Source organism: Pontibacillus yanchengensis, from assembly GCF_009856295.1.
Classification (GTDB): domain Bacteria; phylum Bacillota; class Bacilli; order Bacillales; family BH030062; genus Pontibacillus; species Pontibacillus yanchengensis_A.
Window position 1 is genome coordinate 1,307,479 of the sequence record NZ_WMEU01000001.1, and the last position, 26,999, is coordinate 1,334,477.

Sequence of the window (26,999 nt, forward strand, 5' to 3'; positions counted from 1 at the left end):
ATCGGACTACTTTTTCCTATTTAGTTGAAACTTGAATTTGCTATAAGGGGTATGAATTCCCAGCTCAAACTGCTTATGTTCCATTATCGGCCCATTATCTTGAAGACTTGGATTCGAGATATATTCAAAAGGTGATGGGTCCGATATTTGAAACGTGGAAGGGGGTTACGTGAAACAACTCGCTTTCCTGCGGGCGAGCTGGTGAGCCTTCTCAGTCGCTTTGCCCCCTCCGGGGTCTCACCAACCTCTTTCTCCCGCGGGAGTCTCGTAGTTCCCCTTCACCCCCCAGCCGGGGAATGGCTATCGGAACCGCGGCCAAATGTTGTATGTCTCCCGAAAGGACATATAAGCCCTTATTTTTAGTGAAAACTTCTTTGGGTAGATCTTGTGGACAAATAAAACTTTATTTTTTACAAACAGCGAACTAACTAAATGTCCATTAGTTTCTTGCCACAGAATTTTTTGTTATGAACCAATTGTGATACTAGAACTTACTAGGGTGTAGACCGTCAGAAGATATTCAAATACCTCAACCTCTCTAACTTCGCAATATTTCCGTTGCTCCCAATACTAGCAAAGGTGGCCGTGGAACAAGGAGATTCCCGCCGGAGAAAGAGGTAGGCAAGACCCCACAGAGCCCCGATTTTTGAGCTCGAGGAGGCTTGCCAGCTCGCCGTCAGGACGCGAGTTGTTCCACGGCCACCTTTATTCTAACTAAATCTACGTATGGAATATCTACTCACTCATTCAGTTTCTAAGCGAATGTCTAGCATAAAAAAAAGAGCTTTAAATCGCTTAAGCAATTCATAGCTCTTTGACATAAAAATTCATATTGTTTTCTACTATTTCATAACCAACACTTCATCCACATGTTTGTGCAGGAAATGAAAATATCTATCCATATCTTCAATAGAAGTGTATGGTGAGATACTAAAGAATTTGTGAGAGGTAATATTAACTTGGTTGCCTGTATCCACCGCTTTTACTGTACATTGTTTTCTAGTACTGCCAAAATACAAGTCTTTTCTGTCTATCCCCATCGATTCAATCAGTTTCTCATTCAGCTCATTTGTAGCTTGAATTTGTTGTTCTGTAGATAGACTCTTTTTCTCCTCTTCCCATTTCACACGATCATGATAAAAACGAAACGTGGTAATTGGAGATAGTTCATTCGTAATGGCTATAAATTTAAATTCTTTTAGCAGCCTCTTTCGAAATGCCAGGTTAATCGACAGATAATTAGCCAACAATCTTTGGTATCCTTCCACACCAAACGTAAGTAATGATGCATAAATAGGAATCGAAGTACCTGCTCTTGAACATTCTAACGTATAGCTAGTGTGGTAATGACCAAATCCTTTATTTCCTACGTAAGGTGTTTCTTCTGGATGTAAATCTACTGCATGTAAATCTGATTTATTTTTTAAGAGAAATAAACTCGATACATATGGCGTCTGACCAAGTTTATGAAAATCAAACACCAAACTATCGGCAAGGTTCACGTGTTGGTACTTCTCACATATGTTTGATAATGGATATAACACATCTTTTTCAATATATAATGGGTTAGTAGAAAAATTATACTCATTAAAAAATGCAAACATCCCCCCCATAGCTGTATCGGCATGGAGATATATGTCACGTAAATTGTATTTATGTTCCAACTCAGTCAAAATGGCTTTTACTTCTTTGATCGAATCAATCCCAAATGTATCTGTCGTTCCCATTGTGGTCAGTACATATAAAGGGACACCACCCATAGCAATAACGCTTTCCATCTGTTTTCTAAGATCATTCATATTTAAGGAATGGTCATCATTTGTTTTAACCTTAACCAAGTGATCAGTTCCAAGTCCTGTAGCTTCCATCGATTTATGCAAGCTATAATGAGACAGTTCTGAGCAGAAGCAGTATAAATTACGAGGTACCCCTTTTTTATTTGCATCCGGATACCTTTTGGATATGGCTATTCGCAGAGAAGTAAACGTTGCTCCCTGGCCACCCCAAGTAGTGTATCCTCCACTTTCGGCAGGGTCATATCCGATTAACTTCGATAACATGCTTACAATTTGCGTCTCAACATTGGCAGAAGTGGACCCTTCCACATCCCACAAATTATTTCCGTTCAACAAGGTCATCAGAAAATTAGCTACTAAACTCGCCGTATTGGGCATGGAAGATGCATTGGCCAAATAATTACTATTGGACACCCTGTGCCCTTCACTTAATTTTATTAATTGCCGTAATGTTTGATCTATAGAGTGACCTTCCTGTGGGATGAAAGCTTGCTCAGCTAGCATGTAATAATATGTCTTACTGTCACTATTAAGTTGCTCTTTACCCAGAATAAGGCTATTAGGATCTTTCATTCGATCTAATTGTTCTAGAACATATTGAAGGTAGCTAACCATTTTATCACGACTAGCTTTATTCCCATCAACGCTAGGATATAATCTATGTAAGGAATCCATATAATCCCCCCTATTTTATTTATTACATAAAGAAAAGCTCGGACCTCCCATCTAGTGACGTACAAACTGCTGCCAACAGGACATAGATCAGTTCAATGTTGCTGCGTGAAGCAGCGGTTTTAATCGAACTTCCATCATTCCATAACATCCTCTAAGGAAACATGGAGAACGAAGTGATTCGATGTTGACTGATCGTACAGAGGCGAGGGAAGAACACTAGTATAGGCACTGGAGCTATACATGTAAATCAAAACTTATGCTATCTTTACTCCTAAAAAAGCTCCACCCTTCATTATACCTCAAGCTTCACAAAATAGCTTGAAATACTTGAATGCGCTTACATGTTTTTTTGATATGTATGAGATGTGCTATCAGTCGGAAACATATATCTAGAAAGGAAGGAGGCATGTTATATGGCAGATCCAAAAAAAGATCAACAAAAAGAAAGTCGTGAAGAGTATGAAGTAGATGTAGATAGAATGATTAATGAAGGACTTGCAGGAGGTACGGTGAATTCATTGTACAACCGTGGACAGATAGAAGAATCCCGCAATCTTCCCCACGAGAATGAACCCTATCCAGCCGAAACGAAAAAACAGAAACATAAGTAAAACAAGATATATGGTAAAAATGAAGGACAAAAGTCAAGCGCTGCATTTGTATCAGCATGGAGGGGTAACAGCAGCAACGGTCCAGCGCCCATTTAGCGACGTACAAACTGCTGCCAACAGACGTGGGTTAGTTCGATGTTAACTTATCGTAAGGAGGTGCAGGGTGTTTGCTAGTTGCTAGGCGCTGAAGCTGGACTTGGCCTATATAACTCATTAAATTATGTACAAGCCAACAATGTTTACAATTCCCTATTAAAGTAAATAAAGGGGTGTCCCTTTTTAATGGAACACCCCTTCACAGATTTAACGACTTTTTACGATCATTTGTACAGCTTCCTGAATCAACTCGTCAGTAGGCTCTCCATTCTCCTCTGAACTACGAATACATGCTTCCAAGTTCTTAGCAACAATATATCCAATAGAACGGTCGATGGCAGAGCGTGCTGCAGATAATTGAGTAATGACATCCTTACAATCTTTTTCTTCTTCCATCATCTTCAGAACACCACGTACCTGACCTTCAATGCGTTTAAGACGGTTCTTCATATCCTGAGAATACTGATTCATCTCTTGTGTTTCCATGTTAGTTCCCCCCTTATCACGTTCTATCTATAAAAGGTAGAGCATTTTATTATAAAATCCTTTCATTTCATTATACAATACCAACGCTTGGAAAAAAAGTTCGAGTGTTTAGTAGAAACTACTCGATTGTTATAATGAAACAAGAAGAGCGCAAGCGCCCGTTTAGCGAGGTATGGGTTGCGGTCTGCAAAAAATTGCTGAAAGCTAGAAGAATTAATATTTTCCTTAAAAATTAACAGAAAGAGGTCTTTCCATGTTGAATCAGCTAAAAGCACTTTTCCCAGATATACAGATTCTCACTCCTCACTTAGATATCGACGCAAAAAAATACATATGGTATAAAACCGAAGACAATCAAATTGTAGGACTTCCGATTGACACTACTTCAGAGCGTGAAATTCAGTTGCTCTCCACCTTTCTAGAACCTTATGATTTCCGTCATTCTACTCTCTCCACTCGTGAGCAACTATGGCATAAGTGGATTTATCATAGCGATGAAGAGAACATAACGAAAGTGAATGAGAAATTTCCATACAAGTATCGATACGTATTTTTTTCGATACGCGGGAACGATGTTGATTTAGATGCACTTCAGGAGGCTATTCAATCCTTGTTTCCTTATAAAATGCCATTACTTTGGGAAGGTCATGATCAAGGCTTTATTATTGAAGAACACTTTGATTACTTTAATGAAACTATTGTTTATGAAGATATCATTGATGTCCTGATGAGTGACTTTTATATCACATTACAATTATACATTACGCCGTATTACTACCGCCCAAACAACATTCAAAAAGGGTACACTTGGGGCACGAAATGTTTTGAATTGGTACCTTTTAACCCTTCTAGACCTGTACTATTATACACAGATGTCATGCCTTACCTATACACAAACAACCTCGACCATGCAGACAAGGAGTATATTCATACTACAGTATTAGAACCTGTTATCGATGAACCTGATTTACTGCATACCATCCAAGTATTCCTAGCTTGTAATTCAAATGCTACCCTCGCATCTAAAGAATTATATATGCATCGCAACAGTCTCCAATACCGAGTTGATAAGTTCATTGAAAAAACCGGCATAGATGTAAAGCAATTTCAAGGGGCATTAATTACTTATCTCGCATTAATACAACACCAAAATAATGAAATGTAGGTAAGATGCACAAAAGCGCTTTCATAGTTTTGTGCATACCTTCCATTTACCCTATTCTGAATGTTCGATAGACTTAAGTTAACTCAAAACGCTCTACATATTAGGGAGGAAATGAAAATGGCTGAAATTGCTTTAAAGAATATTCAAAAAGTCTATGATAAAAATGTAACCGCTGTAGAAGATTTTAATTTAGATATTGCCGATAAAGAATTTATTGTATTTGTTGGACCATCTGGTTGTGGTAAGTCAACTACTCTTAGAATGATTGCTGGATTAGAAGAAATTACTGATGGGGATTTCATGATTGAAGACAAGCGCATGAACGATGTAGCTCCAAAAGACCGTGACATTGCGATGGTTTTCCAGAACTATGCACTTTATCCACACATGAATGTGTACGATAATATGGCTTTCGGTTTAAAACTTCGTAAATTTAAAAAAGACGAGATCGACCGTCGTGTAAAAAATGCTGCGAAAATTTTAGGATTAGAAGACTACCTTGATCGTAAACCAAAGGCTCTTTCTGGTGGTCAGCGTCAGCGTGTAGCACTAGGACGTGCCATTGTACGAGATGCAAAAGTATTCTTAATGGACGAACCATTATCAAACTTGGATGCTAAGTTACGTGTACAAATGCGCGCTGAAATTCAAAAGCTTCATCAACGTCTGCAAACAACTACCATTTATGTAACACACGACCAAACTGAAGCGATGACGATGGCAACTCGCCTCGTAGTTATGAAAGACGGTATTATTCAACAAGTAGGTCGTCCAAAGGATGTATACGATCAGCCTGAGAATGTGTTTGTTGGTGGGTTTATTGGTTCACCAGCGATGAATTTCCTTTATGGCACTCTATCTGAAGGGTACTTTGAACTAGAAAATTACAAACTTAAAGTTCCAGAAGGTCGTATGAAAATGCTTCGTGAACAAAATTACGTAGGAAAAGAAATTATTCTTGGAATCCGCCCAGAAGATTTTCATGATGAACCCGTATTCATCGAGTCCAGCTCAGAGAGCAGTTTAAAAGCGACAATCGATGTAGCTGAATTAATGGGTTCTGAATCCTACCTTTACTCTTCCGTTAGTGGTCAAGAATTCATTGCACGTGTAGATTCACGCTCTGATATTGACGGAGGTCAACAAATTGACCTGGCTCTTGATATGAACAAGGCCCACTTCTTTGATAAAGAAACTGAATTACGCATTCGCTAAATATAAAAAACCGGGTACCTTAAAAAATAGGTATCCGGTTTTTTATATTTAGCGATGTAATTCATTAATCGATACATGTCGATCTCTATCACATTTCGTGCATTGATACAGATGTACACATTCATGTTCTTCTGAAGAGTTTTGATCTCCATCAACTAATTTCAGACCTTCATCATCTAGGTAAGGACTATAATCATCTAAATAATCAACAACTCTTCCTTGCTCCTTCATTTCCCAATTGCATGCAGGACAGTGAACTACAATCGTTTGGAGACCATTGCATAAAGGACAAACAAACATCCTTGTTCCCTCCTTATGTATATCTTGTTTCTCACATTCCCTTCGCTTTTACAAGACTAACTTCTCCATGTTCGTTGAAAGGAGGAATGGTTTCCCATTCCTCCTCATCCATTACGTATAAAATTATTTTGCTTGACCACCAAATTGTTGCTCAGCCATTTGAACTAAGCGTTTAGTGATTTCGCCGCCAACTGATCCGTTTTGACGGGAAGTGGAGTCTGGACCAAGTTGAACACCGAACTCTTGAGCGATTTCAGTTTTCATTTGGTCTAAAGCTTGTTGTACACCAGGTACAACTAATTCATTAGAATTGTTATAAGCCATGTGGTTTCACCTCCTGTGTATGAATATTGTCACCCATTCCTCATTATTATATGAGAAAATAATTTTGGTAATTTTTTCACTTATTTTCTCTTTTAAACATAAAGTTATCCTTTTTGATTCACTATTCAAATAGAGAAATCAACAGATTTATTCTTTTCAGGTTTTAGGCAAAAATACATATTATTCAAAGGAATTGAAGTAAAAGTGTTGAGCTTCTTTCTCGTTGTTTTGACCACGCATCTCAGAAAATGCGTTTCTACAAAGGGTTCCGTATGCTTACACTAGGTTGGTCGGATGGTGCTACCTTTTTGCCGATTGACTTTGCCTTATTAAGTTCCAAGAACTGCCTTAATGGTATTTCCGAACACATCGACAAGCCTAGCTCTGGATACCGACGCCGTGCCGAGGCTTTGAAACCTGACCCTGAGGTGATTCCAATCATGATTCAACGTGCGCTTGATTCTGGGAAACATGCTTCCTATATATTGATGGATACATGGTTCACCCAACAACCTTTAATTAAAGCCATAACAGACCAGGGACTTGAAGTAATCGGTATGGTTAAAAACCTAAAACAACGCTACATGGTGAATGAGTTTGAAAGAACTCTACCGTTTCGCTACACCATCAACAGACAAAAAAGCTCCTCTAAGTTCTATTCATACCGTTCAAGCAAATGGTGTACCTGTAAAAATCGTGTTTTTCCGTAATCGTAATAAAAAGAGCAAATGGCTTGCCATATTAAGTACAGACTGCACGTTAAGCGATCAAGAGATCATCCGTATTTATGGCATACGCTGGGATATTGAGGTCTTCTTTAAAACAGCAAAGTCATTTCTTAGCCTTCAGAAGGAGTTTCATGGTCGTTCTTACGATTCGCTGATTTGCCCGTACAACCATTCTTTTACAAGGTATATCGTGTTGTCTTGGCAGAATCGACGATCGTATTTATGAACTTTGTGATGAAATCAATGACCTCGATTGAGCTGTAGCTCTTCAACAACTTATCGAGCTTCTTGAAGGTGCTATGAAAGAGAACAATAAAAAAGTACAAAAACTAATCAAAAAAAAGTCAACTACGACACTGGATCGCAGGCTTGCCCAACTATATTAAGGCTTACCTGCCTATTTCAGTCTGCGAAAGTTGAGTAAGTAATTAAAAAAGTGGAGATTTTTACCTCTAATATTTCTTATATTCTCTCACATACTAGAAATACAAACTTATCAACCAAACATAATGCAAAGGGCTACTTAGTATTAGCTGGTGCAAATCCAGCAAGCCCACCAAAAAAAATATAAAGAGGTGAATTGTTATGGCGAACAATAACTCTAACCAGCTTGTAGTTCCTGGTGTACAACAAGCACTTGACCAAATGAAAACTGAAATCGCACAAGAGTTCGGTGTTCAACTTGGTCCAGACTCCACTTCCCGTCAAAACGGATCAGTTGGCGGCGAAATCACTAAGCGTCTTGTTCAGGCTGCTGAACAACAGTATGGCGGACAACAACAATAATTAAATAGCAATGGAAAAGCCCTCAAACGATTGTTTGAGGGCTTATTTATAATAAAGAAAGTATAGTTTGGAGGCTCTTGCGTATCTAGCTACACCACGCAGCAGCATCGATCCAACCCACTGTGGACAGCAGTTTGTACGTCGCTAAACTGACGAGCTGAGCCTTTCTTTATTTTGCATTTGGTTTTGTCATCGCTTTTGCATCGATATACTCTTCAAACTGCTCTTCTGTTAGAATTTCCGTTTCAACTGCAGCTTCTTTAAGCGTTAAACTATTTTCAAATGCATATTTAGCAATTTTGGCTGCTTTTTCATAACCAATATGAGGATTTAACGCTGTAACAAGCATTAGAGAATCTTTTAAGTATTGTTCAATTTTCTCATGATTTGGTTCAAGGCCTTCCACACAACGCTCGTTAAAGGAGCTCATGCTATCAGCTAGAAGCTGACAGGATTGCAAGAAGTTGTACGCAATAACCGGTTTAAATACGTTCAATTCAAAATTACCCTGACTTGCTGCAAAACCAATCGTTGCGTCATTTCCCATTACTTGCGTCGCTACCATTGTCACAGCTTCACTTTGAGTAGGGTTAACTTTTCCAGGCATGATAGAGCTTCCTGGTTCATTTGCCGGGATAGTAATTTCGCCAATGCCACAGCGGGGTCCGCTTGCTAACCATCGCACATCGTTCGCAATCTTCATTAAGTCACCAGCTAACGCTTTAAGAGCCCCGTGGGTATGAACAAGCTCATCATGACTCGTTAGTGCGTGAAATTTATTAGGTGCAGAGATAAAGGATTCTGAAGTTACTTCATTAATCGCTTTACATACTTGCTCTGAAAAATCAGGATGGGCATTCAATCCAGTTCCCACTGCAGTACCACCAATTGCTAGTTCACGAACATACTCTAAGCTTTGTTTTAGCATACCTTCTGTTTTTTCTAGCATACGGTGCCAACCGCTAATTTCCTGTCCTAATGTAAGAGGCGTCGCATCCTGTAGATGAGTTCGTCCAATTTTCACAACGTCCTCAAACGCTTCCATCTTTTCTTTTAGTGTTCCTTTAAGATTAGCAAGTGCCGGGAGTACTTCTTGTTCAACCTTCAAAACAGATGCTATGTGCATAGCGGTAGGATACGTATCATTTGAACTTTGTGATTTATTCACATCATCATTTGGATGAAGTTTCATATCGAAATTTTGCTTCGTTAACCATTCGTTTCCTACATAAGCCATTACTTCATTCACGTTCATATTGGACTGTGTACCACTTCCTGTTTGCCACACCACAAGTGGAAAGTGCTCTTCTAACTCCTCACTCGTGATTCGATCAGCTGCATACGAAATGGCTTCTGCTTTTTCCTTTTCTAATAAGCCAAGTGCATAATTGGCTTTTGCTGCACTCTTCTTTAAAATTGCGAAAGCATGAACAACCTCTTTCGGCATACGCTCATTTCCAATTGGGAAGTTTTGAACACTTCTTTGCGTTTGGGCCCCCCAATATTTATCAGCCGGAACCTTTATTTCACCTAGTGTATCTTTTTCAATACGATATTCCATTCTGTAATCCTCCCTTAGTAGACATCATTCTTCCATGCTCCCTGTATGTATAAAATACTTAGCTTATTCCAAGTAAGGGGGCATTTCCCTAGGATGCGCTTTCATAAATGTGTTTCATTATTCACACATTTTATTTTCGATGTCTATTATAACATTCCTTCCTTCTGATAGCAGTTTTCAGGTAGTAAAATTGAACAAAAGCCTTATTTACCTTTCTTCTCTCATTACATAGAAAAATCGAAACTCTTTAATTGCAAAAAATATAGAACGTTCACAAGATGTTAGAGTTTTCATTCTCATAGGGCGGGAATTATCCTTTATAATAAAAATAAAGGTAATCAGGTCATCCTTACCTTAAGGAGGGAGTTAACCATGCCTAATATTTGGACTCACATTTTATTTTGCGAGGATCTTATAGATTCTATTGAAACATCCGAGGAATGGACAGCCGCACAGCCTTACTTAAACTTAGGTGCCCAAGGACCTGACCCATTCTTTTATCATAACTTTTGGCCTTGGAAAAAAGATGGGTCAGTTAATGAGATTGGGAATGCCCTTCACCATTACTATTGCGGGCCCGTTTTATTATCGATGATTGAGCAAGCCAAGCAAGCATCTTTCTCAACTAAAGCCTATGTAGCTGGGTTTGTTACCCATCATATTTTAGATCGGAATACGCATCCTTATATTCATTACTTAGCAGGATATCATAAGAATAAACATCAGGAGCTCGAAGTTATCATTGATACAATCATGATGGAACGCTATCGAAACCTACAAACATGGAAAACACCTGTATATAAGGAAATTAATGTTGGACGTTTATTAGATAGGGAGATAGAGGAGCTTCTTGATAAGTCCATAACGCTATATTTTCCTAAAGAACGAAACAAAGTGGCTGAACATTATATTCAATCTGCTTATAAAGATATGAAGAAAGCGTTACGTGTACTGTATGATCCATATGGGTGGAAGAATATTTTACTTGGATCCATGATTTCATCCTTTTCTCATCAACCAGTTAAATCCAATACGGATTATTTGAATGAAAAGAAACTGGTTTGGAAACATTCCGCTACCAATGAATCATTCACAGAAGGTTTTTTGGACCTTTATGAGCAAGCGCGAGCAGAAGGAATCGGAATTCTTTCGGAACTTTTTAGCTACTGGGACTCTCCTTCCGAAGGTAAACGGTACTCCTTACAAACGATGCTGTCTAACATTTCGTATGATACCGGAAAAGCTCTAAACCTGCAGTTAACAAATCAATATTGTGATCCAATCGTATAATCAGAGAACAGTTATTTCGTGTTCTCTTTTTATTTTACTTTATCCAAAAATGCCTTTGGCGTTTTGGATTCAAAATGTACACTTTTTACTGATGAGGGGTGTACAAAGGTAATCTCCTTTGCGTGAAGCCCTAAGCGCCCTATTGGATTATGAGTAGATCCATACTTTTTGTCTCCAACTATAGAATGTCCTATATCCTGCATGTGAACTCTAATCTGATTTTTCCGACCCGTATCTAGTCTTACTTCTAAAAGGGAGTAATTAATATTTGATTGAAGTAACTTGTAATGGGTAACAGCTTTTTTTCCATTATTAGGTTTCGGACTCGAATACATCATATGTGTCTTGGTTTCGTTTAACCATGAGGTAATGGTTCCCTCCGACTTCTGTACCTTTCCTTCTACAAGTGCAATATAAACTCGCTCCTCCACCACTTTCTTCCAGCTTTCTTGGAACTTATGCTTCACTAGTTCAGATTTCGAAAATATCATCACCCCTGATGTATCGCGATCCAAACGATGAACGATAAAGATTCGATTTTTAGGATGCTGTGTTTTTACATAATCGGAAAGCTGACGATAGGCTGTCATTGTTTTTTCATGAGAGGACGCCATAGATAATAACCCCGCTTCTTTCTCAATCACCATTAGATCATTATCTTCGAAAAGTATTGTTACTCCTTGTAAGGCTGGATTTTTATTATCTTTATATATGGTAATCCTTTGTCCCCTTACTAACGGATGGTTATGCTGAGTTACTCTTTCTCCATTCACTGCAACCTGTCCTCTCGTCAAAATTGATTTCACTGCGTTTCGGCTCCTATTTGGTAATATCTTCTGTAAATACGGCAGTAATGTTGTCTCCTCTTCTACTGTATATTGTTTCGGCTCTGTTTTCCCGACTGATTTCTTTTGTTTATTTTTCATTATATTATCTCCATTCTCTTACCTAATTGTTTCTACTTTACCTTAATGAGGACACCAAGTACATACAAAATATTCCTACAACACAGAGGCCTTTCCAGAACAAAAGCTCAGAGCGCCCGCTTAGCGACGTACAAACTGTTGCCCACACAACGTGGGTTGGTTCGATGTTGCTGCGTCATGTAGCGGTTTTAATCGACTTCCTTCTGTATGAGATAAAGAAAATACGAAAACATGAGTGATTCGATGTTGACTTATCGTAAGGAAGGCAGGAAGTTTACTAGGCGCTGGAGTTGGACGTCGCCTCTATACCTAATACGTTATACACAAGTCAACATTATTATAGTTTCCTAGACATAAAAAAAATCCTAGCTCTTCCTCCGAGTGAAAGGCTAGGATGATTCTGATATGGTTACGTATGGACATCCGTTGCATTGGCTTCAAATGTAGCTTCTTGCGCTTCTTTCTCTCCTTTTTCAACATCAACCTTAGTTAGCAATATAATTCCTGCAATAAAGAAAACGACAAGAGAAAATATACCGAGTCTACTTGATCCGGTAAGCGTACCTACAAGCGCAAACAAAAAAGGACCAAATATAGCAGCAAATTTTGACGAAATGCCGTAGAAACCAAAAAATTCTGCATGGCGATCATCTGGAACCATTCGTCCGAAAAGAGACCTACTTAGTGCCTGCGCTCCCCCTTGCACAAACCCTACACATGTAGCAAGAGCATAGAAATGTAATGCTGACGTCATAAAGTAACCTAATATGACGATGCCAATGTATATATACAACGCCAGCAATAAAGCTTTTTTAGCAGATATTTTCGTAGCAAGCCATCCAAATAAGAAGGAGAAAGGAATGCCGACAAACTGCGTAATCAGGAGAGCCATGATTAAATCAGACGTGCCAATCCCAATGGATGTGCCGTAACTCGTTGCCATTTTGATGATGGTAGAAATACCATCATTGTATAACCAGAAAGCAACAAGGAATAACAATAATTGCTTATACTGATTAAGTTCTTTAAACGTAGATCCTACTCGTTGGAAGCCAATCTTGATATAGGAGGTATGTTTATCAGGCGTTGTTTTTCTTTCTTCATGAATGTTTTTAAACAACGGGATAGAGAACACAAACCACCATACCCCTACCGAAACAAAAGAAATTTTTGTTCCTACACTCGTCGATGGCAGGCCAAACCATTCATACTTTTGAATAAGAAGGAGGTTCAGAGCTAAAAGAAGTCCTCCACCTATATATCCAAATGCAAATCCTTTTGAAGATACTCGATCAATGTCTTCTCCTTTTGCTATTTCTGGAAGAAACGCATCATAAAAAACATTCGCTCCGGAAAATCCTACTGTTCCAATAATCATGAGGAGAGAAGCAAATAAATATTCACCAGAGTCTACAAATGCTAACATAACACTTGCAATCATCCCCATATACGCAAAAAAGCGTAGAAATTTTTTCTTGGCAGCAGAATAGTCACTAATCGCTCCGAGTATGGGAGCTAAAATCGCAACAATGAGAACAGCAATAGACTGTGTATAACCCCAATAACTAGTTGCCACAGATCCATCTAAACCTGAAGCCGCTACTTGAGAATAATAAATTGGTAACACAGCAGCCATAATAGTCGTTGCAAAGGCAGAATTTGCCCAGTCATAAAGAGCCCAGCTTCGAACGAGTTTTTTATTCATATGCACCCACACTTTCAAAAGGTTGTATATCAAGAATAGCAAATCTATGATCAAACACCTATCTTTTTACGAAATTTTACGAAAATTTAACTTTGATGGAAGGAGATTAGGATGAAATTAACCATATTAGGAGGAAGCGGTAGAGTAGGTCAAAAAATAGCTAGACTAGCACATGATCAAGGATATCAAGTACAGGCGCTTGTTCGAGATATTTCAAAAGCTCGAGAGCTAATTCCTTTTGCTACGCTCATAGAAGGGGATGCTACAAATACAGAGGACCTTCAAAAAGCACTAATAGGTTCCCATGGTGTAATATCTAGCCTCAATACAGATAAAACTACTACACTAACAACAGCGTTTCCTCTTATCATTGAGCACATGAACCAACTGGGGATTAAGCGAATTGTAACAATTGGTACGGCTGGCATTTTGAATAGTCGCTACGAAGAAGGAAAATTTCGCTACCAATCATCCGAATCCAAACGAACCAAAACGTTCGCCGCTGAGGAGCATGCAGCTGTGTATAAGATGCTGGAACAATCCACTCTAGATTGGACAATCGTATGCCCAACCTACCTTCCAGAAGGGGAAGAAGAAAGTGAAGTACGATATGAATTGGATATGCTCCCTATCGATGGTAAGAAAATAACGACAGGAGATACTGCTAAGTTTGCTTTTGAAACATTTCAAGAGCATCGCTTCTCAAGGACTCGTGTTGGGATTTGCTATTAAAAGAAAGGCTTCTAGTCTGCTTAAGGTTAAGGGGCTTTAATACGGAAATGAATTAATTCAGATGTATGAATGTGAGGAACAAAAGCTCAGGGCGCCCGGTTAGCGACGTGCAACTGCTGCCTACAGGATGTGGGTTGGTTCGATGTTGCTACGTAATGTAGCGATTTTAATCGAACTTCACCCTGATTCCGTATGAGATAAAGGAAACACGAAGAGCGTAAGCGTTCGATGTTGACTTATCGTAAGGAGGTGCAGGAAGTTTGCTACGTCGGGCGCTGGAGATGGACGTGGACTCTATAACTTACTTAGTTATGCACAAGCCAACACTTTTTATAGTACGCTAGACAGCCAGAAAAAAGTATGCCTTTTATAAGAAAAGGCATACTTTTTTCTATTCTTCTGGCACTAGGCCAAAATATTCTTCGAGTGTTTGCTTGTGGTTGTATATTTCTGTTGCCGCTTCCTTACCAACATATCGTAGATGCCAAGGTTCATAGTTATATCCTGTTATATCTTCTTTCCCTTTAGGATAGCGAATGATAAATCCATAGTTATGAGCATGGTTCGCTAGCCAGTCTCCTTCGTCCGTATTTCCAAATTCCTGCACTAGTTTAAAAGAAACTTGAGCTACGGTTACATCCATCGCTAATCCTGTTTGGTGTTCGCTATGACCAGGTTGTGCAGAAAATTGGTTGGCTCTTTCTTCGCCATAAGCTTCTACGTTACTTTGATAGATTTGTTTTTGACGCTCATAAGAACGGTAGCCTGAGGCAGCTACTAAATCTAGTCCCTGTTTACTAGCAGCTGAGAAAAGATTTTCTAAATGACTTGCAGCCTCTTCGCGCATTTGTTTTTTAGGTAAAAACTGTTCAAAATAAAATGGAACCTCAGGGACCGTCAAATCAGATGGTTTATAGCCTGACGGTAATTGTCGTTGTTTATTAATTACAGCTTCCACACTAGTATGGTCATCCACCACATCCTTAGGTGCAGCATTGGCACTCCCGCTAGAATCATTATTTTCCTGATTGGAAGGATTAGAATTGTTCTGTTCACCCGTTTGATTCTGGTTCTCATCAACAGAAGTTTGATCTCCATTTTGTGTATTATCTGGAGATTGATCTTCACTATCTTGTTTTTCATTAAAATCATCATCTGGTTTATTCTTCGTATCTGGCTGAGATTGACGTTCAGATGGTGACGAAGAATTTATAGGTTCTTTATCCCCACTTTCTTCCATCGCACATGCAGAAAGTGAAACAATGATCAATACCATCATTATTGTTCGCAAGGTTTTTTTCATGTTGTAGATCCTTTCCTTTTTAATCATCCCTAACAGAATATAACATGAGTGCCATTTGTCGCAAATGTTTTGGATAGGAAAGAAGCCTTAGCCATTAAAACTAAGACCTCTCATCCCAACATGGTACTTGACTCATCACCTATATTTTTAGACGCAACCTATATATCTTACGTTTCACTATTCGTTTGTTTCTCTAAATTTTCCACCGAGGATCTTGTATTATGGATGGATTGCAAAAGTACTTGTTGCTTTTCAGTTTGTTCCCCTACCATTGATTGTAGTTCCTGCATGGTTGCACTCGTCTGTTCAATTACTGAAGCTAGTTCATTCACAGAGTATTGAATATCCGTTGATGTATGTTGTATATCTGTTGCTTGTTCGCCAAATCTATTAAGCTGTTGAATAAATAAAGCGATTTCATTTGTGATTAATGTAAATCCTTCCGAAACTCGTTTCGTGATTTCTAGGCTTTCCGATAGCATTCGTTCGTTGTCTATAACTTGATTTCTAGTATAATCTGCATCAGATTGTATTTCTTTGAGATTCTCATTAATTTGTTCTGCTGTTTGATTAGAAGTTTCGGCAAGCTTTCTCACTTCTTCTGCCACCACAGCAAAACCTTTCCCTGCATCTCCTGCTCTGGCTGCTTCAATGCTAGCATTTAATGCTAATAAATTGGTTTGACCAGCAATTGTTTGTATTTGACTTGTAAATCCAGTAGATTCCGCAATCTTATTTCGTAATCCATCCATTTGCTCACTCATCGTATGAAACGAATGCTTAAATTCAGACATATTCCTATTTAAGTTTCGTACAGATCCTTTTCCTTCTTCAGCTCTAGTCTGCACATACTGAGCACTTTCCACAAGCTGATTAAATGAGTCAATCATCTGCTGTAACAATTCGCTAGATCTATCGGTTGCTTTCGTAATGTCCGTTACGGAAGATGACTGGTTATGTGAGGCTACAGATATCTCTTTAAATGACTCATTCATGCTATTCATAGCATAAGTATTTTCCGAACTATTGGTATGGATATGTTTCATGTATGTATAGACTTTACTCGCCGTTTCTTGAATATGAGAAGCCTGTTCATCCTGTTGTCGAAGTAATATGTCACTTTTAGAAAGGGACTCTCTTGCATCAGTCAGTAGTCGTTTAGACAATCGTACCTGAATGAATAATACAACGAACACCAACACGTAAAATACAAAAGAGATAGTCATTGCACGTCCATCAAAACCAAGGGTACTTCCTTTTTCTAATGCAAAAAAGACTAATAATAAAGCTCCTAATACCCCTCCGGTTACTAAGGCTGCAATCGATAAAGACACAGCAGCAACAGCAAGCACATAGAAGGTGAATAACATGTTTGTCACGTATTCAGAAGCCATCATCACCACAAAAGCAATACCTGCTAAACTAATGATGGCTATATACGGTACTAATTTTTGATACACCTTTTTGTAATATAACCAAAACATCAGAACCACACTTACACTTCCACCACCACCAACGGCAATCATGTTTAACATAGGGGCATCCACCATGTACTCTGCTCCTACACCTAACAAAACTGAAAAAGCCAGTATCTTCACAATAACTCCATTCTGCTTCGTTTGTACTTCTTCCATCCTATGCGTTTCTCCCATTTCTCTACCTCCCACAAAATGAATTCATTTATCCGCTATCAATATCTCCTTTTATTTTACATTTTCCTACACATCATTCATAGGCTTTTCTCCCTAAATTTTCACATTTCCTGCATTGCATCCATACCATATCTTATAATTGCCCCTCTTTCCATATATAAGTCTATAGACTGATGTGCCGGTGTATCCCTGATTATGTCTCTGGAAAGACAGCTGAGACTGGAGTACTCCAAATATTTTTAGACAATGACAAAGTCACAATGGCATTCTACCCACATATCTTACACAAGAATCAGATTGTTCCATTGAATGGTCAGAATAAATCCAAGCAACTCCATTATTTAGAAAGTATTTCTTTTGGTTCTACATTCGATGTTGATGGAACAATTCTGCCTAGAGGAATAGAAAACAATGGAGATAACAACATACATAAATAAGCCTAGCAGTAGTGTGCTAGGCTTATTTATGTCTCTTTTCAATTCATTTCCTTACCCCTTCGTCTCTTGGAAATCTTTACGATTTATTCAAAAGTGTAGGGCTTATATACGTGACTTAGTTCCATAAACCGCTGCTCATCTTTTTGATCAATAGCCTCATTCAGCTGTGCTTCAAGGTGTCTTTTGTTCCACAAGTAACATAATTCATCTAACACCAATGCTGAGGCCAACTTCACTTCAAAAGGTACTTCTCGTTTGGCATGAATAACTTCTTTTCCTTTTAATGGGAACCACTTCAACTGATAAGACACTTTTTGTTTCTTCATGGAACATACCCCCTTGTTCCTTTTTTATAGTATATTACACAAAACGCAGAATTGAAACAATATTCTGAAAATATTATGTGTTATTTTTTTTGTTCCCTCTCTAAACCGCATTAAAACACGTTTGAACACTGAAATTTTTTTCTGTTTATTGCACATTCTTATAAGCAAATGGATTCTTTCTCCTTTATCTCCCCACTCCTCACATTTGTGCATAGTATGATGAAAAAGGGAGAGGTGCCTCTTGAGTTTTTCACCGACACGCTCATATGTACAGTATCGCCCAGATATCCAACATTTCACACCTTTTTGGGAAAGAAAATATGTACTAACACATTCTGATCAAACAGGAGACTTATTTTTAACAATTTCAAAAACATATGCATTGGATCAAGTGAATGAGATGAGGGATGAAGTATTAGGTAAGTGGATGGTTCATCAAGATGGAATTCCATTTATAGGAGAAGTATTAGTAGGAAATGAAGACATTGATTACTCCGTTCAAAATATACGCTACAACATTTTCAAGAAGGAAATGCCAACCGCACTTCAAGGGATTTTCTATGGAGAAAGATGGTTGTTAGAAATGAACCCTTTTTTAACCCAATCACCCATATATATACTCTTTAAGAGTAATCATCCTGAGTTTAGGGGGTACCAATCGTTTGGTTATGTGAGAGACTACTTGAGACTTAGTTGACCCTAAGAAAAGCTCAAGATGTTCGGTCATATTTAGTAAGAAAAGTTATTCAATAAACGAGGCATAATTTTGAAGACTTGAATTCGAGATAAATTTGGTGAGTGGGGAGTTTCCGTAGATTTAGTTAGAATAAAGGTGGCCGTGGAACAACTCGTGTCCTGCCGGCGAGCTGGCAAGCCTCCTCAAGCCCTAAAAACAGGGCTCTGTGGGGTCTTGCCTACCTCTTTCTCCGGCGGGAGTCTCCTTGTTCCACGGCCACCTCCTGCGATGTTGGGAGAAACGGAAACATAGCAAGGTGGTATGGGGACTATATATTTCATGCTTTGCAGAACAGCTAAGATATCTTTTTAATAAAATGTGTTTTGTCACAAAAAGATATGTATGTGCCTAACGAAGAACGTATTGCAATTTGTGTACACCCACAACAAATGGCGATGTTTTTGTTAAACCAAACGAATGCAAAGATAGGCCTGGAAATGGCGAGACTCCCGCGGAAAAACGAATGTGTCGAGACCCCACAGGGCCGCATTTTGGCCCGAGGAGACGAATCGATCCAGATAAACCGTCACATCGTGTGACAACGTCGAACGACCCTACATCCTGTAGGGCCGCAGGAAAGCGAGCTATTTCCAGGCCCATCTTTTCTCTAAATAATACAACGGAAACATTTCTCTTACCCAGATTATCTCGAATCCAAGTCTTCAAGATAATGGTCCGAATATGGAATATCAATAGTAAAATGGAACAAAAAAACAGAGGGCATGCCCTCTGTTTCTTAGTTATTATGAATACGGTTTGTAATATCTACAGTACGTTTAGCTTGATGTTTAACGGCAGCTTCCACATCTTCTTGCATGTTTCCTTCCCCATCAACAGTTACGCTTGTTCCGTAAGGGTTACCACCTGCAGCAAAAATGGAATTATCTGTATAACCAGGAGTGGCTACAATTGCACCCCAGTGGAACATAGTAGTGTAAAGGTTTGTGATTGTTTGCTCTTGACCACCATGTGGATTCTGAGCTGAAGACATTGCACTAACGACTTTATTAACTAGCTTCCCTTGGAACCATAAACCGCCAGCAGCGTCTAGAAAGCTTTTTACTTGCCCAGGTACATTACCAAAACGAGTTGGTACAGAGAAAATATATCCATCAGCCCACTCAAGATCGTCATTAGTAGCTTCCGGAACATCTTTAGTAGCTTCTAAATGTTGTTTCCAGGCTGGATTCTGTTCAATTGCTTCTTCTGGTGCATTTTCAGGTACCTTAAGTACTTTTACTTCCGCTCCAGCTTCTTTGGCTGCTTCTTCTGCCCATTTTGCCAGTTTGTAGTTCGTTCCTGTTGAGCTGTAATAAATAATTGCTAGTTTCGCCATTGTAAACATCGCTCCTTTAATCACATATCATTGTGTAGTATTACCTTGTTGAATGATTCTCATCCAATAGGATACTTATATTATATACCCAAGATATATTTATTTCAAAACTAAGATTTTCAGTTTCGAGATATTTATCTTTTTTATATTTTTATTATCTTTGGTTAAGATGAAAAGAAGCTCTGATCATCGGATCAACATTAAACCATACATATTTTTAATAGATGCCAAAAAGAAAGCTGACCCAACTGAGTCAGCATCTAAGTATGTTTAAATCACTAGTTCATAATATTGTGGAAATGTCCAATAAGAATCACGCCACCCACGTTGTACAGCTAATTCTTCAAAGGAATTCGCATGACTGTCAAAAAATTTAATAATAGCTTCTTCCACGTTCTCCTGTGAAGGATTATATTGTAATAAGACCGGTTTTGAGAACTTCATTCCACGAACAGAGCCTTCAATAATGACAGTTTCTTTAATCATGTTGATCACCCCTTATGTTTTTTATCCAAAAATGAAAGTCCGATGTACAGTGTTATAATAAAATATTATCAATGAATTCTTATATTATTTTCTTACCCCTTTATTAATGAAGCTAACCTTAAATTACAAATAATGATAAAACCAAGGAAATATTTAGGTATTTTTACCCATTAAAAGTATAGTTGAGTTAGGGAAACATCCTTTTCCTTAAACAATACAGATGCTCTTATGAACCTTTTTTTCTCTAGACCCAGTCATATTGCTTTTGGTAAGCTAAAGATTGCTAAAGAGAGCTAACGGAGGATTGAACCATGAATGAGTATGATAAGTTAAAAAAAGGTGAACAAGGGGCTTGGCTCAGTATATGTGCATATTTGATTCTTTCAGTAGTGAAATTAATTATAGCCTATGCTGGAAATTCAGAAGCTCTTCGCGCGGATGGTCTAAATAACGTAACAGACGTGGTCGCCTCCCTAGCCGTCTTAATCGGACTAAAAATTTCACGAAAACCACCAGATCGGGACCATCACTATGGCCATTTTCGTGCAGAAACAATCGGCTCCCTAATTGCAGCTTTCATTATGATGACGATTGGCTTCCAGGTATTATATGAAACAATCGTTAAACTCTGGGAAGGATCTAATGATCAGCCTAGCATGCTTACAGCTTGGACAGCATTCGGAGGGGCTATTGTAATGTATGGGGTATATCGGTATAACCTTAGTCTATCTAAACAGATTGATAGCCATTCCTTATATGCAGCAGCTCAGGATAATCGTTCAGATGCCTTAGTGAGTATTGGTGCATTTGTAGGGATTATTGGGGCACAGTTCGGAGCATTCTGGCTAGACCCTGTAGCAGGTTTTATTGTAGGTATCATCATTTGTAAAACAGCTTATGAAATCTTTAGTGATGCTACACATGCCTTAACAGATGGGATTGATGAACAATTATTAGATGATGTCAAACATACCATAGCTAAAGATCCTGATGTTAAACGAGTTGAAGATGTAAAGGCAAGGCTGCTAGGAAACCAAGTGCTGGTCGATGCGACTATCCATGTTGCACCCGATCTTAGCGTAAAGGAAAGTCATGATATTACAGACAGAATTGAGTATACGCTTGAGGAAGTTCACAACATTAAGCACACTCAAATTCATATAGAGCCCTATCAAGAATAGAGAAAGTATCTAGATAAGTTTAAAACCAGTCTTCTATACAGAGAAGACTGGTTTTTCATTACATAGCCATTTGATTAAGTTGTTCCTCCAGTAAATCAATCCGCTTCCACCCATAAGCCGTTTCTTGATAGGTTCCTTTCCCTATCGTTACCTCTTCTGCTTCAACGGGAGAAGCGCCATACTTTTCATAAAAACGCTTAAACGGGTTTTGGGTAAGTACCCAGACCAAAATAGACGTATATCCTTCTTCTTTCATGTTCTCTACGAATGACTTAAACAGTTGTGTTCCATACCCTTTTCCCTGGTATTGTTCCAGTAAGTATATCGCATAAATTTCTCCATCATATCCATAGCGTTTTGTGCGCTCTTTTCCACCTGAGATAAAGCCAACAACCTCCCCCTGTTCTGTCTCAGCAAGAAGTACGGTTTGACCATTAATCTGTTTTGTTAACACTGTTTCCCATAATGTAATACGGTTTTCGACATTCAAGTTTTGAATATATTCTTCTTCAATCACGTGTTGATAAGTAGATTGCCAGCTCAATACATGAACATGGGCAATCGCTTCAGCATCTTTTAGTTGGGCCTTTCGAACCTTCATCGTAAAGTTCCCCCTTTTCTCGTTCCTTAACGTATGTATATGCATAGTAATGCTTGTCTATTTTAATTTCATGTATGTTGTCTTTGCTTCTTCCTAAATGCATCCGCCTTACATTATAATTCCTATCAAAAACTACAATGTTTTTTACACCCCAAAAATAAATGAGAAAACGTCACCATTAGATGACGTCCCCTACCATTATTGACACGAGAATGAACTAATACGGTCTGTATCAATACCGAAATACACCCATCTTTGTTGGCTTCTTCTCCAGCGATAGCCTGCTACTGATGTTCTTCCAATAAAGGTTGGATAATACCAAAACGCTCTACCGTTATTTAACCGAACCCACGTATAACGATATAAACATCTCCTGAAGGCTCCTGGGTCTACTGCAAATAAACTAGGCTGGCCATATCCAGCTTGTTGCCCTTGGCCATATGGCGGTGATGATGGCGGTGGTCCCGGAGGTCCATATCCTCCCTGTCCTGACGGTGGTCCAAATGGAGGTTGCCCACCGCCACCTTGCCCTGGTGGCGGTCCTGGAGGTCCAAATTGCTGTTGACCTGGGAACCCTCCACCTCCTCCACCAGGAAAAAGAAGCTGACCTAGCCAATCGAGTTGATTTTGACGCGGATCATACATCACAGTGTATCCCCTTCCCGTTATGAATTCTCTACACTATATGCGAAAACCCAGAACGTGTGACAAATGACTAGATTACCGTATTGAAAAGGAATACCGTGATGATTGCCCCCAATACGACAATGATTGTATTGATTTTTAAAAAGGCTAGTATCGTTGCAACCAGTCCACCCAGAACACCTATATATGGCTTGCCTTCAATAACACCTGTAATCCATGGGAAAATGAGTGCCCCTAAGGCCGCATAAGGAATAGCATTTAACCATCGGCTTACCCATTTCGGATAGACCCATTTATCTACTACAAAAGCGGGTAAAAACCTTGGCACCATCGTAACAATAGCCATTCCTACAATAATAGCTGTCATTCTTCCACCTCCTCTTGAGGGAGAAGCCAAATACCACTTGCACCCGCTAGTATAGTAGCAAGTACAATCGACCACCCTTGATTCCCTGTAATAGCATAAGCTATGTAATTCAACATCATACTTAGAACTGCAATTAAACCAATACGCCATTCACTACGGACAGAGGGAATCAATAAGGCTATAAACATAGCATAAAGGGCAATCCCCATACTCTGACTTAACGCCTCAGGAATAACTTCCCCCAACAACCCTCCTGCAAATGATCCGAGTATCCAAGCAAAGTATGATACCAGAATCATAGATGCATAAAACCACATCCCGCCTTTTTTCTGTCCCTCCTTAGGGTATAAAGAAGCTACGGAGAAAGTTTCATCTGTCAGACCCAATGAAATTGGGATTTTCCACTTTAATGAAACAGAACGTAAACGATTCATTATGGAAAAACTCATCACAAAATGTCTTAGATTCAGCACAAACGTGGCAAGGACAATTTCAACGAATAAAGCTCCGGCATTAATCATGCTTACAGCTACAAATTGTGCGGCACCAGCAAAGACGAATACGCTCATCATGGTAATTTCTATTAAAGAAAGACCTGATTGTTTAGCAAGTACTCCATATGTAATGCCGATTGGCAAATACCCAAATACAATCGGTAGTGCAGCAAACGCACCTCGCTGGACAAAATTCATAGCAGAATTTGTTTGATTTAATTGCTGAACGGTATTAGGTTGCACATACGTCTCTCCTCCCCATATATAAAATTCTTATTTATTATAATCTAAAACCTTAAACTCTGAGAAGAGGCCAACATCCATAAATTGTATATTTTTTCAAAAAGAAAAGCACATGGGTAAAGTAGCAACACTTTATCTAAACCCACTGTATAAAAATATATGAAAGAATAGGAAGATTCTATGTTGTCGTAAGGGGAGAAGGAAGTTTGCTAGTCGCTCAAGCTAGACATGTAAGTACCTAAAGTTATGCTTTCTGTTCTATAAAAGAAAGTCCCACTACTTATTAGTAGCAGGACTTAAATGGCTCTAGAGTTGTTTACTCAGATTTTTTTGGAATTTTAATCTCCTGTCCCACATAAAGACGATGAGGATTGTCTAGCTCATTGTACCTCGCTAAATCCTTCCAATGAACATTATACTGAGAACTAATCTTACCCAACGTCTCTCCTTTTTGTACACGATGGACTTTATAATCATCTGTATCATCAGAGACGGGAATCAAAATTTCTTGGCCTGGCATAATCTCACGAACATTAGATATATTATTATAGTTGGCAAGTTCGCGCCAGAAAACGCCATATTTTGCACCTATCTTACCTAATGTATCCCCAGATTTTATCGTGTACACCATGTCATTTGCTGTGCTGTCTCCTTGAGAATCCTTGTGATCATTATTCCCATTTGATTTTTCTTCATCTTTGTCTTCTTTATTTTCCTCGTCTTTTTTGTTGTTTGATTTTCCCTTATTCAATTCAATGTTGTATTTAGCAAACCCATTATCTAGTTTTTCATCAAACGAAATATCTTCATTTGTTTCGGCGTACTTTTTCGCTTCAGGGGAGGAATAGAATACTAAATCAGGGTTCCCTTTGATTGGAGCAAATGACCAATTACCATCTGCCTTTGGATTAACGCTTTCATGATTACGAATATAATCTACTAATACTTGACGGTTCTCATCAGGAGATTCTATAACAATATTATCTCCCCCTGGATTAGCAATCGGTGTAGCAGAGGCACGATAGTTATTCGTAGCTATTAGGAATTGCTGATCCTCATCTATTGGCTCGCCATTATACTTTAAATTTTTAATACGATGCGTATCATTGATGACTTCCGTTCCACCTTTGTTATAACGTTGCGGTTCTGTTACGTCAATTTGATAAGAAACACCATCAATTACATCAAAATTGTAACTAGGGAATCCATTATCAGATCGATTGTTCTCCTTAACTAATAATTGTTCTTCTTTACTATTTGGATCGATTTTATTGAACTGTCCTGCACTCCATTCAAGCCATTCACGGACTTCTGAGCCTGTTAATTTAAGGACATTAACAGTGTTAGGATACTTATACAATGATGTCGTATCTTTTATAGCCAAATCCCCTTCAGCAATATCAGTGTAATCTGTGACTCCATCTCTTCCAGCTTTAAATGGTGCTCCTGCTGATAATACTGGTAATCCTTCTAACTCCGTTCCTTGAATATATTCCTTCACATATGCTTTTTGAGCATCCGTCACTATTTGAACGGTAGGATCATCTTGAACTTGGGAAAAATAACTATATAAAGGTGACTCCGTTTCACCTACTGCACTATTCACATAATCGATTGTGGCTTCATGATCCTCTTTCACTTCGCTCACAATTTCTTCGTCTGGCTCTACAAGTGCTTCTCCTTTTTCGGAGTCATAAATGGCTTTGAGTTTTGATTGGGCATTTTGAACTGTCCAATCACCGTCTACTTTTTCAACAGTGAAGTCAATCATACCTAAATGAGATCCCCAGAACCCTGGCATAACCGATGGTGTACCATTTATAGTGCCTTTATCTACGTCGACACCTTCAAGATCAGCATATGCTTTTCCTGGAAACTGTTGGTGAGCATGCCCAAACATAATAGCGTCAATCCCGTCCACTTTGGAAAGATCGTAAGTCGCATTCTCTTCCATACCACTTTGCGTAACATCTCCAATACCTGAATGAGCAATGGCTACTACAATGTCTGCGCCTTCTTCTTTCATCTGTGGTACAAACTTCTCTGCTGTATTAACTATTCCTTTTGTTTTGACTTTACCTTCTAGCTTATTCTTATCCCACTGCGTAATTTGTGGAGGTGTAAACCCTATTACACCAACTTTTAACGTATGTTCTTCTCCATCTTCATCAACAACTTTTTTATCTAGCATGACATATGGATCAAAATAATTCTCATCATTACTTGGATCATCATCTTCATCTACCTTATATACGTTTGCATTGACATAAGGAAAGTTCGAACCTTCTGTTACTTTATTTAAGTACTCCAACCCATAATTGAATTCATGATTACCATAGTTCCCTGCATCATAATCAAGCAAGTTCATTGCTTGATAAACAGTATGTATATCTTCTTCAGACCATTCCTTTTCGGTAGCCAAATAATCAGCTAGGGGACTTCCTTGAATTAAATCTCCATTATCAAATAACAATGAGTTTTTCGCTTCTTCTTTTGCATCCCGAATCAAAGTAGCTGTATTAACAAGTCCAAAATCATTCGCTTCTTCTCCGCTAAAATAGTCATAATTCATAACATGTGAGTGAATGTCTGTTGTTTCCATAACTCGTAGTTTTACTACATCCTCATCTTCTTTAGCACTAATGGTAACAGGCGTAACGACACTTGCAATCATCCCTAAGGAAATAACAGCACTCGTAACTTTGCGTTTATTTCGTTGCATTTCCCGACAAATCGATTGTAACAACTTATTTCCCTCCTTAATAATCATTACCTTACTAACATTCGATAATTCAG

Annotated in this window: 25 protein-coding genes and 1 pseudogene; 9 read left to right on the forward strand and 17 right to left on the reverse strand. The window is 38.7% G+C overall.

The genetic code is table 11. The features are described 5' to 3' along the window. Nucleotides 1–842: 842 nt before the first annotated feature. Complete coding sequence (locus GLW08_RS06315; protein ID WP_160847674.1) at nucleotides 843–2,471, reverse strand: pyridoxal phosphate-dependent decarboxylase family protein; 1,629 nt, start codon at nucleotides 2,469–2,471, stop codon at nucleotides 843–845. 413 nt (nucleotides 2,472–2,884) lie between these two features. On the opposite strand from GLW08_RS06315, the gene GLW08_RS06320 reads away from it, so the two are divergent. Continuing rightward, nucleotides 2,885–3,082 (forward strand): hypothetical protein, encoded by a 198-nt coding sequence (locus tag GLW08_RS06320; RefSeq protein ID WP_160847675.1) that lies wholly within the window; start codon nucleotides 2,885–2,887, stop codon nucleotides 3,080–3,082. Nucleotides 3,083–3,385: 303 nt separating this feature from the next. Here GLW08_RS06320 and GLW08_RS06325 read toward each other — a convergent pair whose 3' ends face one another. After that, a complete protein-coding gene (locus GLW08_RS06325; protein ID WP_272917057.1) occupies nucleotides 3,386–3,664 on the reverse strand; it encodes a metal-sensitive transcriptional regulator in 279 nt (92 codons plus the stop codon). Between the two features lie 253 nt (nucleotides 3,665–3,917). Between GLW08_RS06325 and GLW08_RS06330 the strand changes: the two genes are divergently transcribed. Both GLW08_RS06330 and GLW08_RS06335 read left to right on the forward strand, forming a co-directional pair. Further along, nucleotides 3,918–4,829, forward strand: coding sequence for a PucR family transcriptional regulator (locus GLW08_RS06330; protein WP_160847676.1), 912 nt, complete (start codon nucleotides 3,918–3,920; stop codon nucleotides 4,827–4,829). Nucleotides 4,830–4,946: 117 nt separating this feature from the next. Beyond that, nucleotides 4,947–6,044 (forward strand): ABC transporter ATP-binding protein, encoded by a 1,098-nt coding sequence (locus GLW08_RS06335; protein ID WP_160847677.1) that lies wholly within the window; start codon nucleotides 4,947–4,949, stop codon nucleotides 6,042–6,044. Between the two features lie 48 nt (nucleotides 6,045–6,092). On the opposite strand, the gene GLW08_RS06340 is transcribed toward GLW08_RS06335, so the two are convergent. Together GLW08_RS06340 and GLW08_RS06345 are read right to left on the reverse strand one after the other, a co-directional pair. Beyond that, nucleotides 6,093–6,344 carry a hypothetical protein gene (locus GLW08_RS06340; protein WP_160847678.1) on the reverse strand — a complete coding sequence of 84 codons (252 nt, stop codon included), beginning with the start codon at nucleotides 6,342–6,344 and terminating at the stop codon, nucleotides 6,093–6,095. Between the two features lie 123 nt (nucleotides 6,345–6,467). After that, on the reverse strand, nucleotides 6,468–6,668 hold the full coding sequence (locus GLW08_RS06345; RefSeq protein ID WP_160847679.1) for an alpha/beta-type small acid-soluble spore protein: 201 nt from the start codon (nucleotides 6,666–6,668) through the stop codon (nucleotides 6,468–6,470). Nucleotides 6,669–6,865: 197 nt separating this feature from the next. On the opposite strand from GLW08_RS06345, the pseudogene GLW08_RS06350 reads away from it, so the two are divergent. Then, a pseudogene (locus GLW08_RS06350) lies at nucleotides 6,866–7,816 on the forward strand (IS4 family transposase); the annotation flags it as partial. 165 nt (nucleotides 7,817–7,981) lie between these two features. After that, nucleotides 7,982–8,182 carry an alpha/beta-type small acid-soluble spore protein gene (locus GLW08_RS06355; protein ID WP_160847680.1) on the forward strand — a complete coding sequence of 67 codons (201 nt, stop codon included), beginning with the start codon at nucleotides 7,982–7,984 and terminating at the stop codon, nucleotides 8,180–8,182. A 169-nt stretch (nucleotides 8,183–8,351) separates the two neighbouring features. On the opposite strand, the gene fumC is transcribed toward GLW08_RS06355, so the two are convergent. After that, nucleotides 8,352–9,743 carry a class II fumarate hydratase gene (gene fumC / locus GLW08_RS06360; RefSeq protein ID WP_160847681.1) on the reverse strand — a complete coding sequence of 464 codons (1,392 nt, stop codon included), beginning with the start codon at nucleotides 9,741–9,743 and terminating at the stop codon, nucleotides 8,352–8,354. A gap of 372 nt (nucleotides 9,744–10,115) precedes the next feature. Here fumC and GLW08_RS06365 point away from each other — a divergent pair, with 372 nt between their 5' ends. Next, complete coding sequence (locus GLW08_RS06365; protein WP_160847682.1) at nucleotides 10,116–11,033, forward strand: zinc dependent phospholipase C family protein; 918 nt, start codon at nucleotides 10,116–10,118, stop codon at nucleotides 11,031–11,033. A 29-nt stretch (nucleotides 11,034–11,062) separates the two neighbouring features. On the opposite strand, the gene GLW08_RS06370 is transcribed toward GLW08_RS06365, so the two are convergent. Then, nucleotides 11,063–11,959, reverse strand: a complete 897-nt coding sequence (locus GLW08_RS06370; RefSeq protein WP_160847683.1) for an RluA family pseudouridine synthase — start codon at nucleotides 11,957–11,959, stop codon at nucleotides 11,063–11,065. 409 nt (nucleotides 11,960–12,368) lie between these two features. After that, on the reverse strand, nucleotides 12,369–13,664 hold the full coding sequence (locus GLW08_RS06375; protein WP_160847684.1) for an MFS transporter: 1,296 nt from the start codon (nucleotides 13,662–13,664) through the stop codon (nucleotides 12,369–12,371). Nucleotides 13,665–13,775: 111 nt separating this feature from the next. Here GLW08_RS06375 and GLW08_RS06380 point away from each other — a divergent pair, with 111 nt between their 5' ends. Then, nucleotides 13,776–14,396: an NAD(P)-dependent oxidoreductase gene (locus GLW08_RS06380; RefSeq protein ID WP_160847685.1), complete on the forward strand. Its 621-nt coding sequence runs from the start codon at nucleotides 13,776–13,778 to the stop codon at nucleotides 14,394–14,396. A 391-nt stretch (nucleotides 14,397–14,787) separates the two neighbouring features. On the opposite strand, the gene GLW08_RS06385 is transcribed toward GLW08_RS06380, so the two are convergent. From GLW08_RS06385 to GLW08_RS06395, 3 genes are all read right to left on the reverse strand, one after another. Then, the gene (locus GLW08_RS06385; RefSeq protein ID WP_160847686.1) at nucleotides 14,788–15,699 is read right to left on the reverse strand and encodes a M15 family metallopeptidase; all 912 of its coding nucleotides are present in this window, start codon (nucleotides 15,697–15,699) and stop codon (nucleotides 14,788–14,790) included. Nucleotides 15,700–15,866: 167 nt separating this feature from the next. Beyond that, nucleotides 15,867–17,351, reverse strand: coding sequence for a methyl-accepting chemotaxis protein (locus GLW08_RS06390; RefSeq protein ID WP_160847687.1), 1,485 nt, complete (start codon nucleotides 17,349–17,351; stop codon nucleotides 15,867–15,869). 520 nt (nucleotides 17,352–17,871) lie between these two features. Next, nucleotides 17,872–18,114 (reverse strand): IDEAL domain-containing protein, encoded by a 243-nt coding sequence (locus GLW08_RS06395; RefSeq protein ID WP_160847688.1) that lies wholly within the window; start codon nucleotides 18,112–18,114, stop codon nucleotides 17,872–17,874. A gap of 241 nt (nucleotides 18,115–18,355) precedes the next feature. On the opposite strand from GLW08_RS06395, the gene GLW08_RS06400 reads away from it, so the two are divergent. Then, on the forward strand, nucleotides 18,356–18,811 hold the full coding sequence (locus GLW08_RS06400) for a staygreen family protein (protein WP_160847689.1): 456 nt from the start codon (nucleotides 18,356–18,358) through the stop codon (nucleotides 18,809–18,811). Nucleotides 18,812–19,586: 775 nt separating this feature from the next. Here GLW08_RS06400 and wrbA read toward each other — a convergent pair. Together wrbA and GLW08_RS06410 are read right to left on the reverse strand one after the other, a co-directional pair. Continuing rightward, entirely contained in the window at nucleotides 19,587–20,186 is a 600-nt protein-coding gene (gene wrbA / locus GLW08_RS06405; protein WP_160847690.1) for an NAD(P)H:quinone oxidoreductase, read from the reverse strand. Nucleotides 20,187–20,456: 270 nt separating this feature from the next. Continuing rightward, nucleotides 20,457–20,672 carry a hypothetical protein gene (locus tag GLW08_RS06410; RefSeq protein ID WP_160847691.1) on the reverse strand — a complete coding sequence of 72 codons (216 nt, stop codon included), beginning with the start codon at nucleotides 20,670–20,672 and terminating at the stop codon, nucleotides 20,457–20,459. Nucleotides 20,673–20,983: 311 nt separating this feature from the next. On the opposite strand from GLW08_RS06410, the gene GLW08_RS06415 reads away from it, so the two are divergent. After that, nucleotides 20,984–21,853 (forward strand): cation diffusion facilitator family transporter, encoded by an 870-nt coding sequence (locus GLW08_RS06415; protein ID WP_160847692.1) that lies wholly within the window; start codon nucleotides 20,984–20,986, stop codon nucleotides 21,851–21,853. Nucleotides 21,854–21,911: 58 nt separating this feature from the next. Here the strand turns inward: GLW08_RS06415 and GLW08_RS06420 are convergent, their stop codons facing one another. From GLW08_RS06420 to GLW08_RS06440, 5 genes are all read right to left on the reverse strand, one after another. Further along, complete coding sequence (locus GLW08_RS06420) at nucleotides 21,912–22,454, reverse strand: GNAT family N-acetyltransferase (protein WP_160847693.1); 543 nt, start codon at nucleotides 22,452–22,454, stop codon at nucleotides 21,912–21,914. Nucleotides 22,455–22,652: 198 nt separating this feature from the next. Next, nucleotides 22,653–23,099 (reverse strand): hypothetical protein, encoded by a 447-nt coding sequence (locus GLW08_RS06425; RefSeq protein ID WP_160847927.1) that lies wholly within the window; start codon nucleotides 23,097–23,099, stop codon nucleotides 22,653–22,655. Between the two features lie 70 nt (nucleotides 23,100–23,169). Continuing rightward, complete coding sequence (locus tag GLW08_RS06430) at nucleotides 23,170–23,466, reverse strand: AzlD domain-containing protein (RefSeq protein ID WP_160847694.1); 297 nt, start codon at nucleotides 23,464–23,466, stop codon at nucleotides 23,170–23,172. After that, nucleotides 23,463–24,203, reverse strand: coding sequence for an AzlC family ABC transporter permease (locus GLW08_RS06435; RefSeq protein ID WP_337193902.1), 741 nt, complete (start codon nucleotides 24,201–24,203; stop codon nucleotides 23,463–23,465). Before GLW08_RS06435 ends, GLW08_RS06430 begins: the two co-directional genes overlap by 4 nt. A 316-nt stretch (nucleotides 24,204–24,519) precedes the next feature. Continuing rightward, on the reverse strand, nucleotides 24,520–26,949 hold the full coding sequence (locus GLW08_RS06440) for a bifunctional 2',3'-cyclic-nucleotide 2'-phosphodiesterase/3'-nucleotidase (protein ID WP_160847695.1): 2,430 nt from the start codon (nucleotides 26,947–26,949) through the stop codon (nucleotides 24,520–24,522). Nucleotides 26,950–26,999 lie beyond the last annotated feature (50 nt).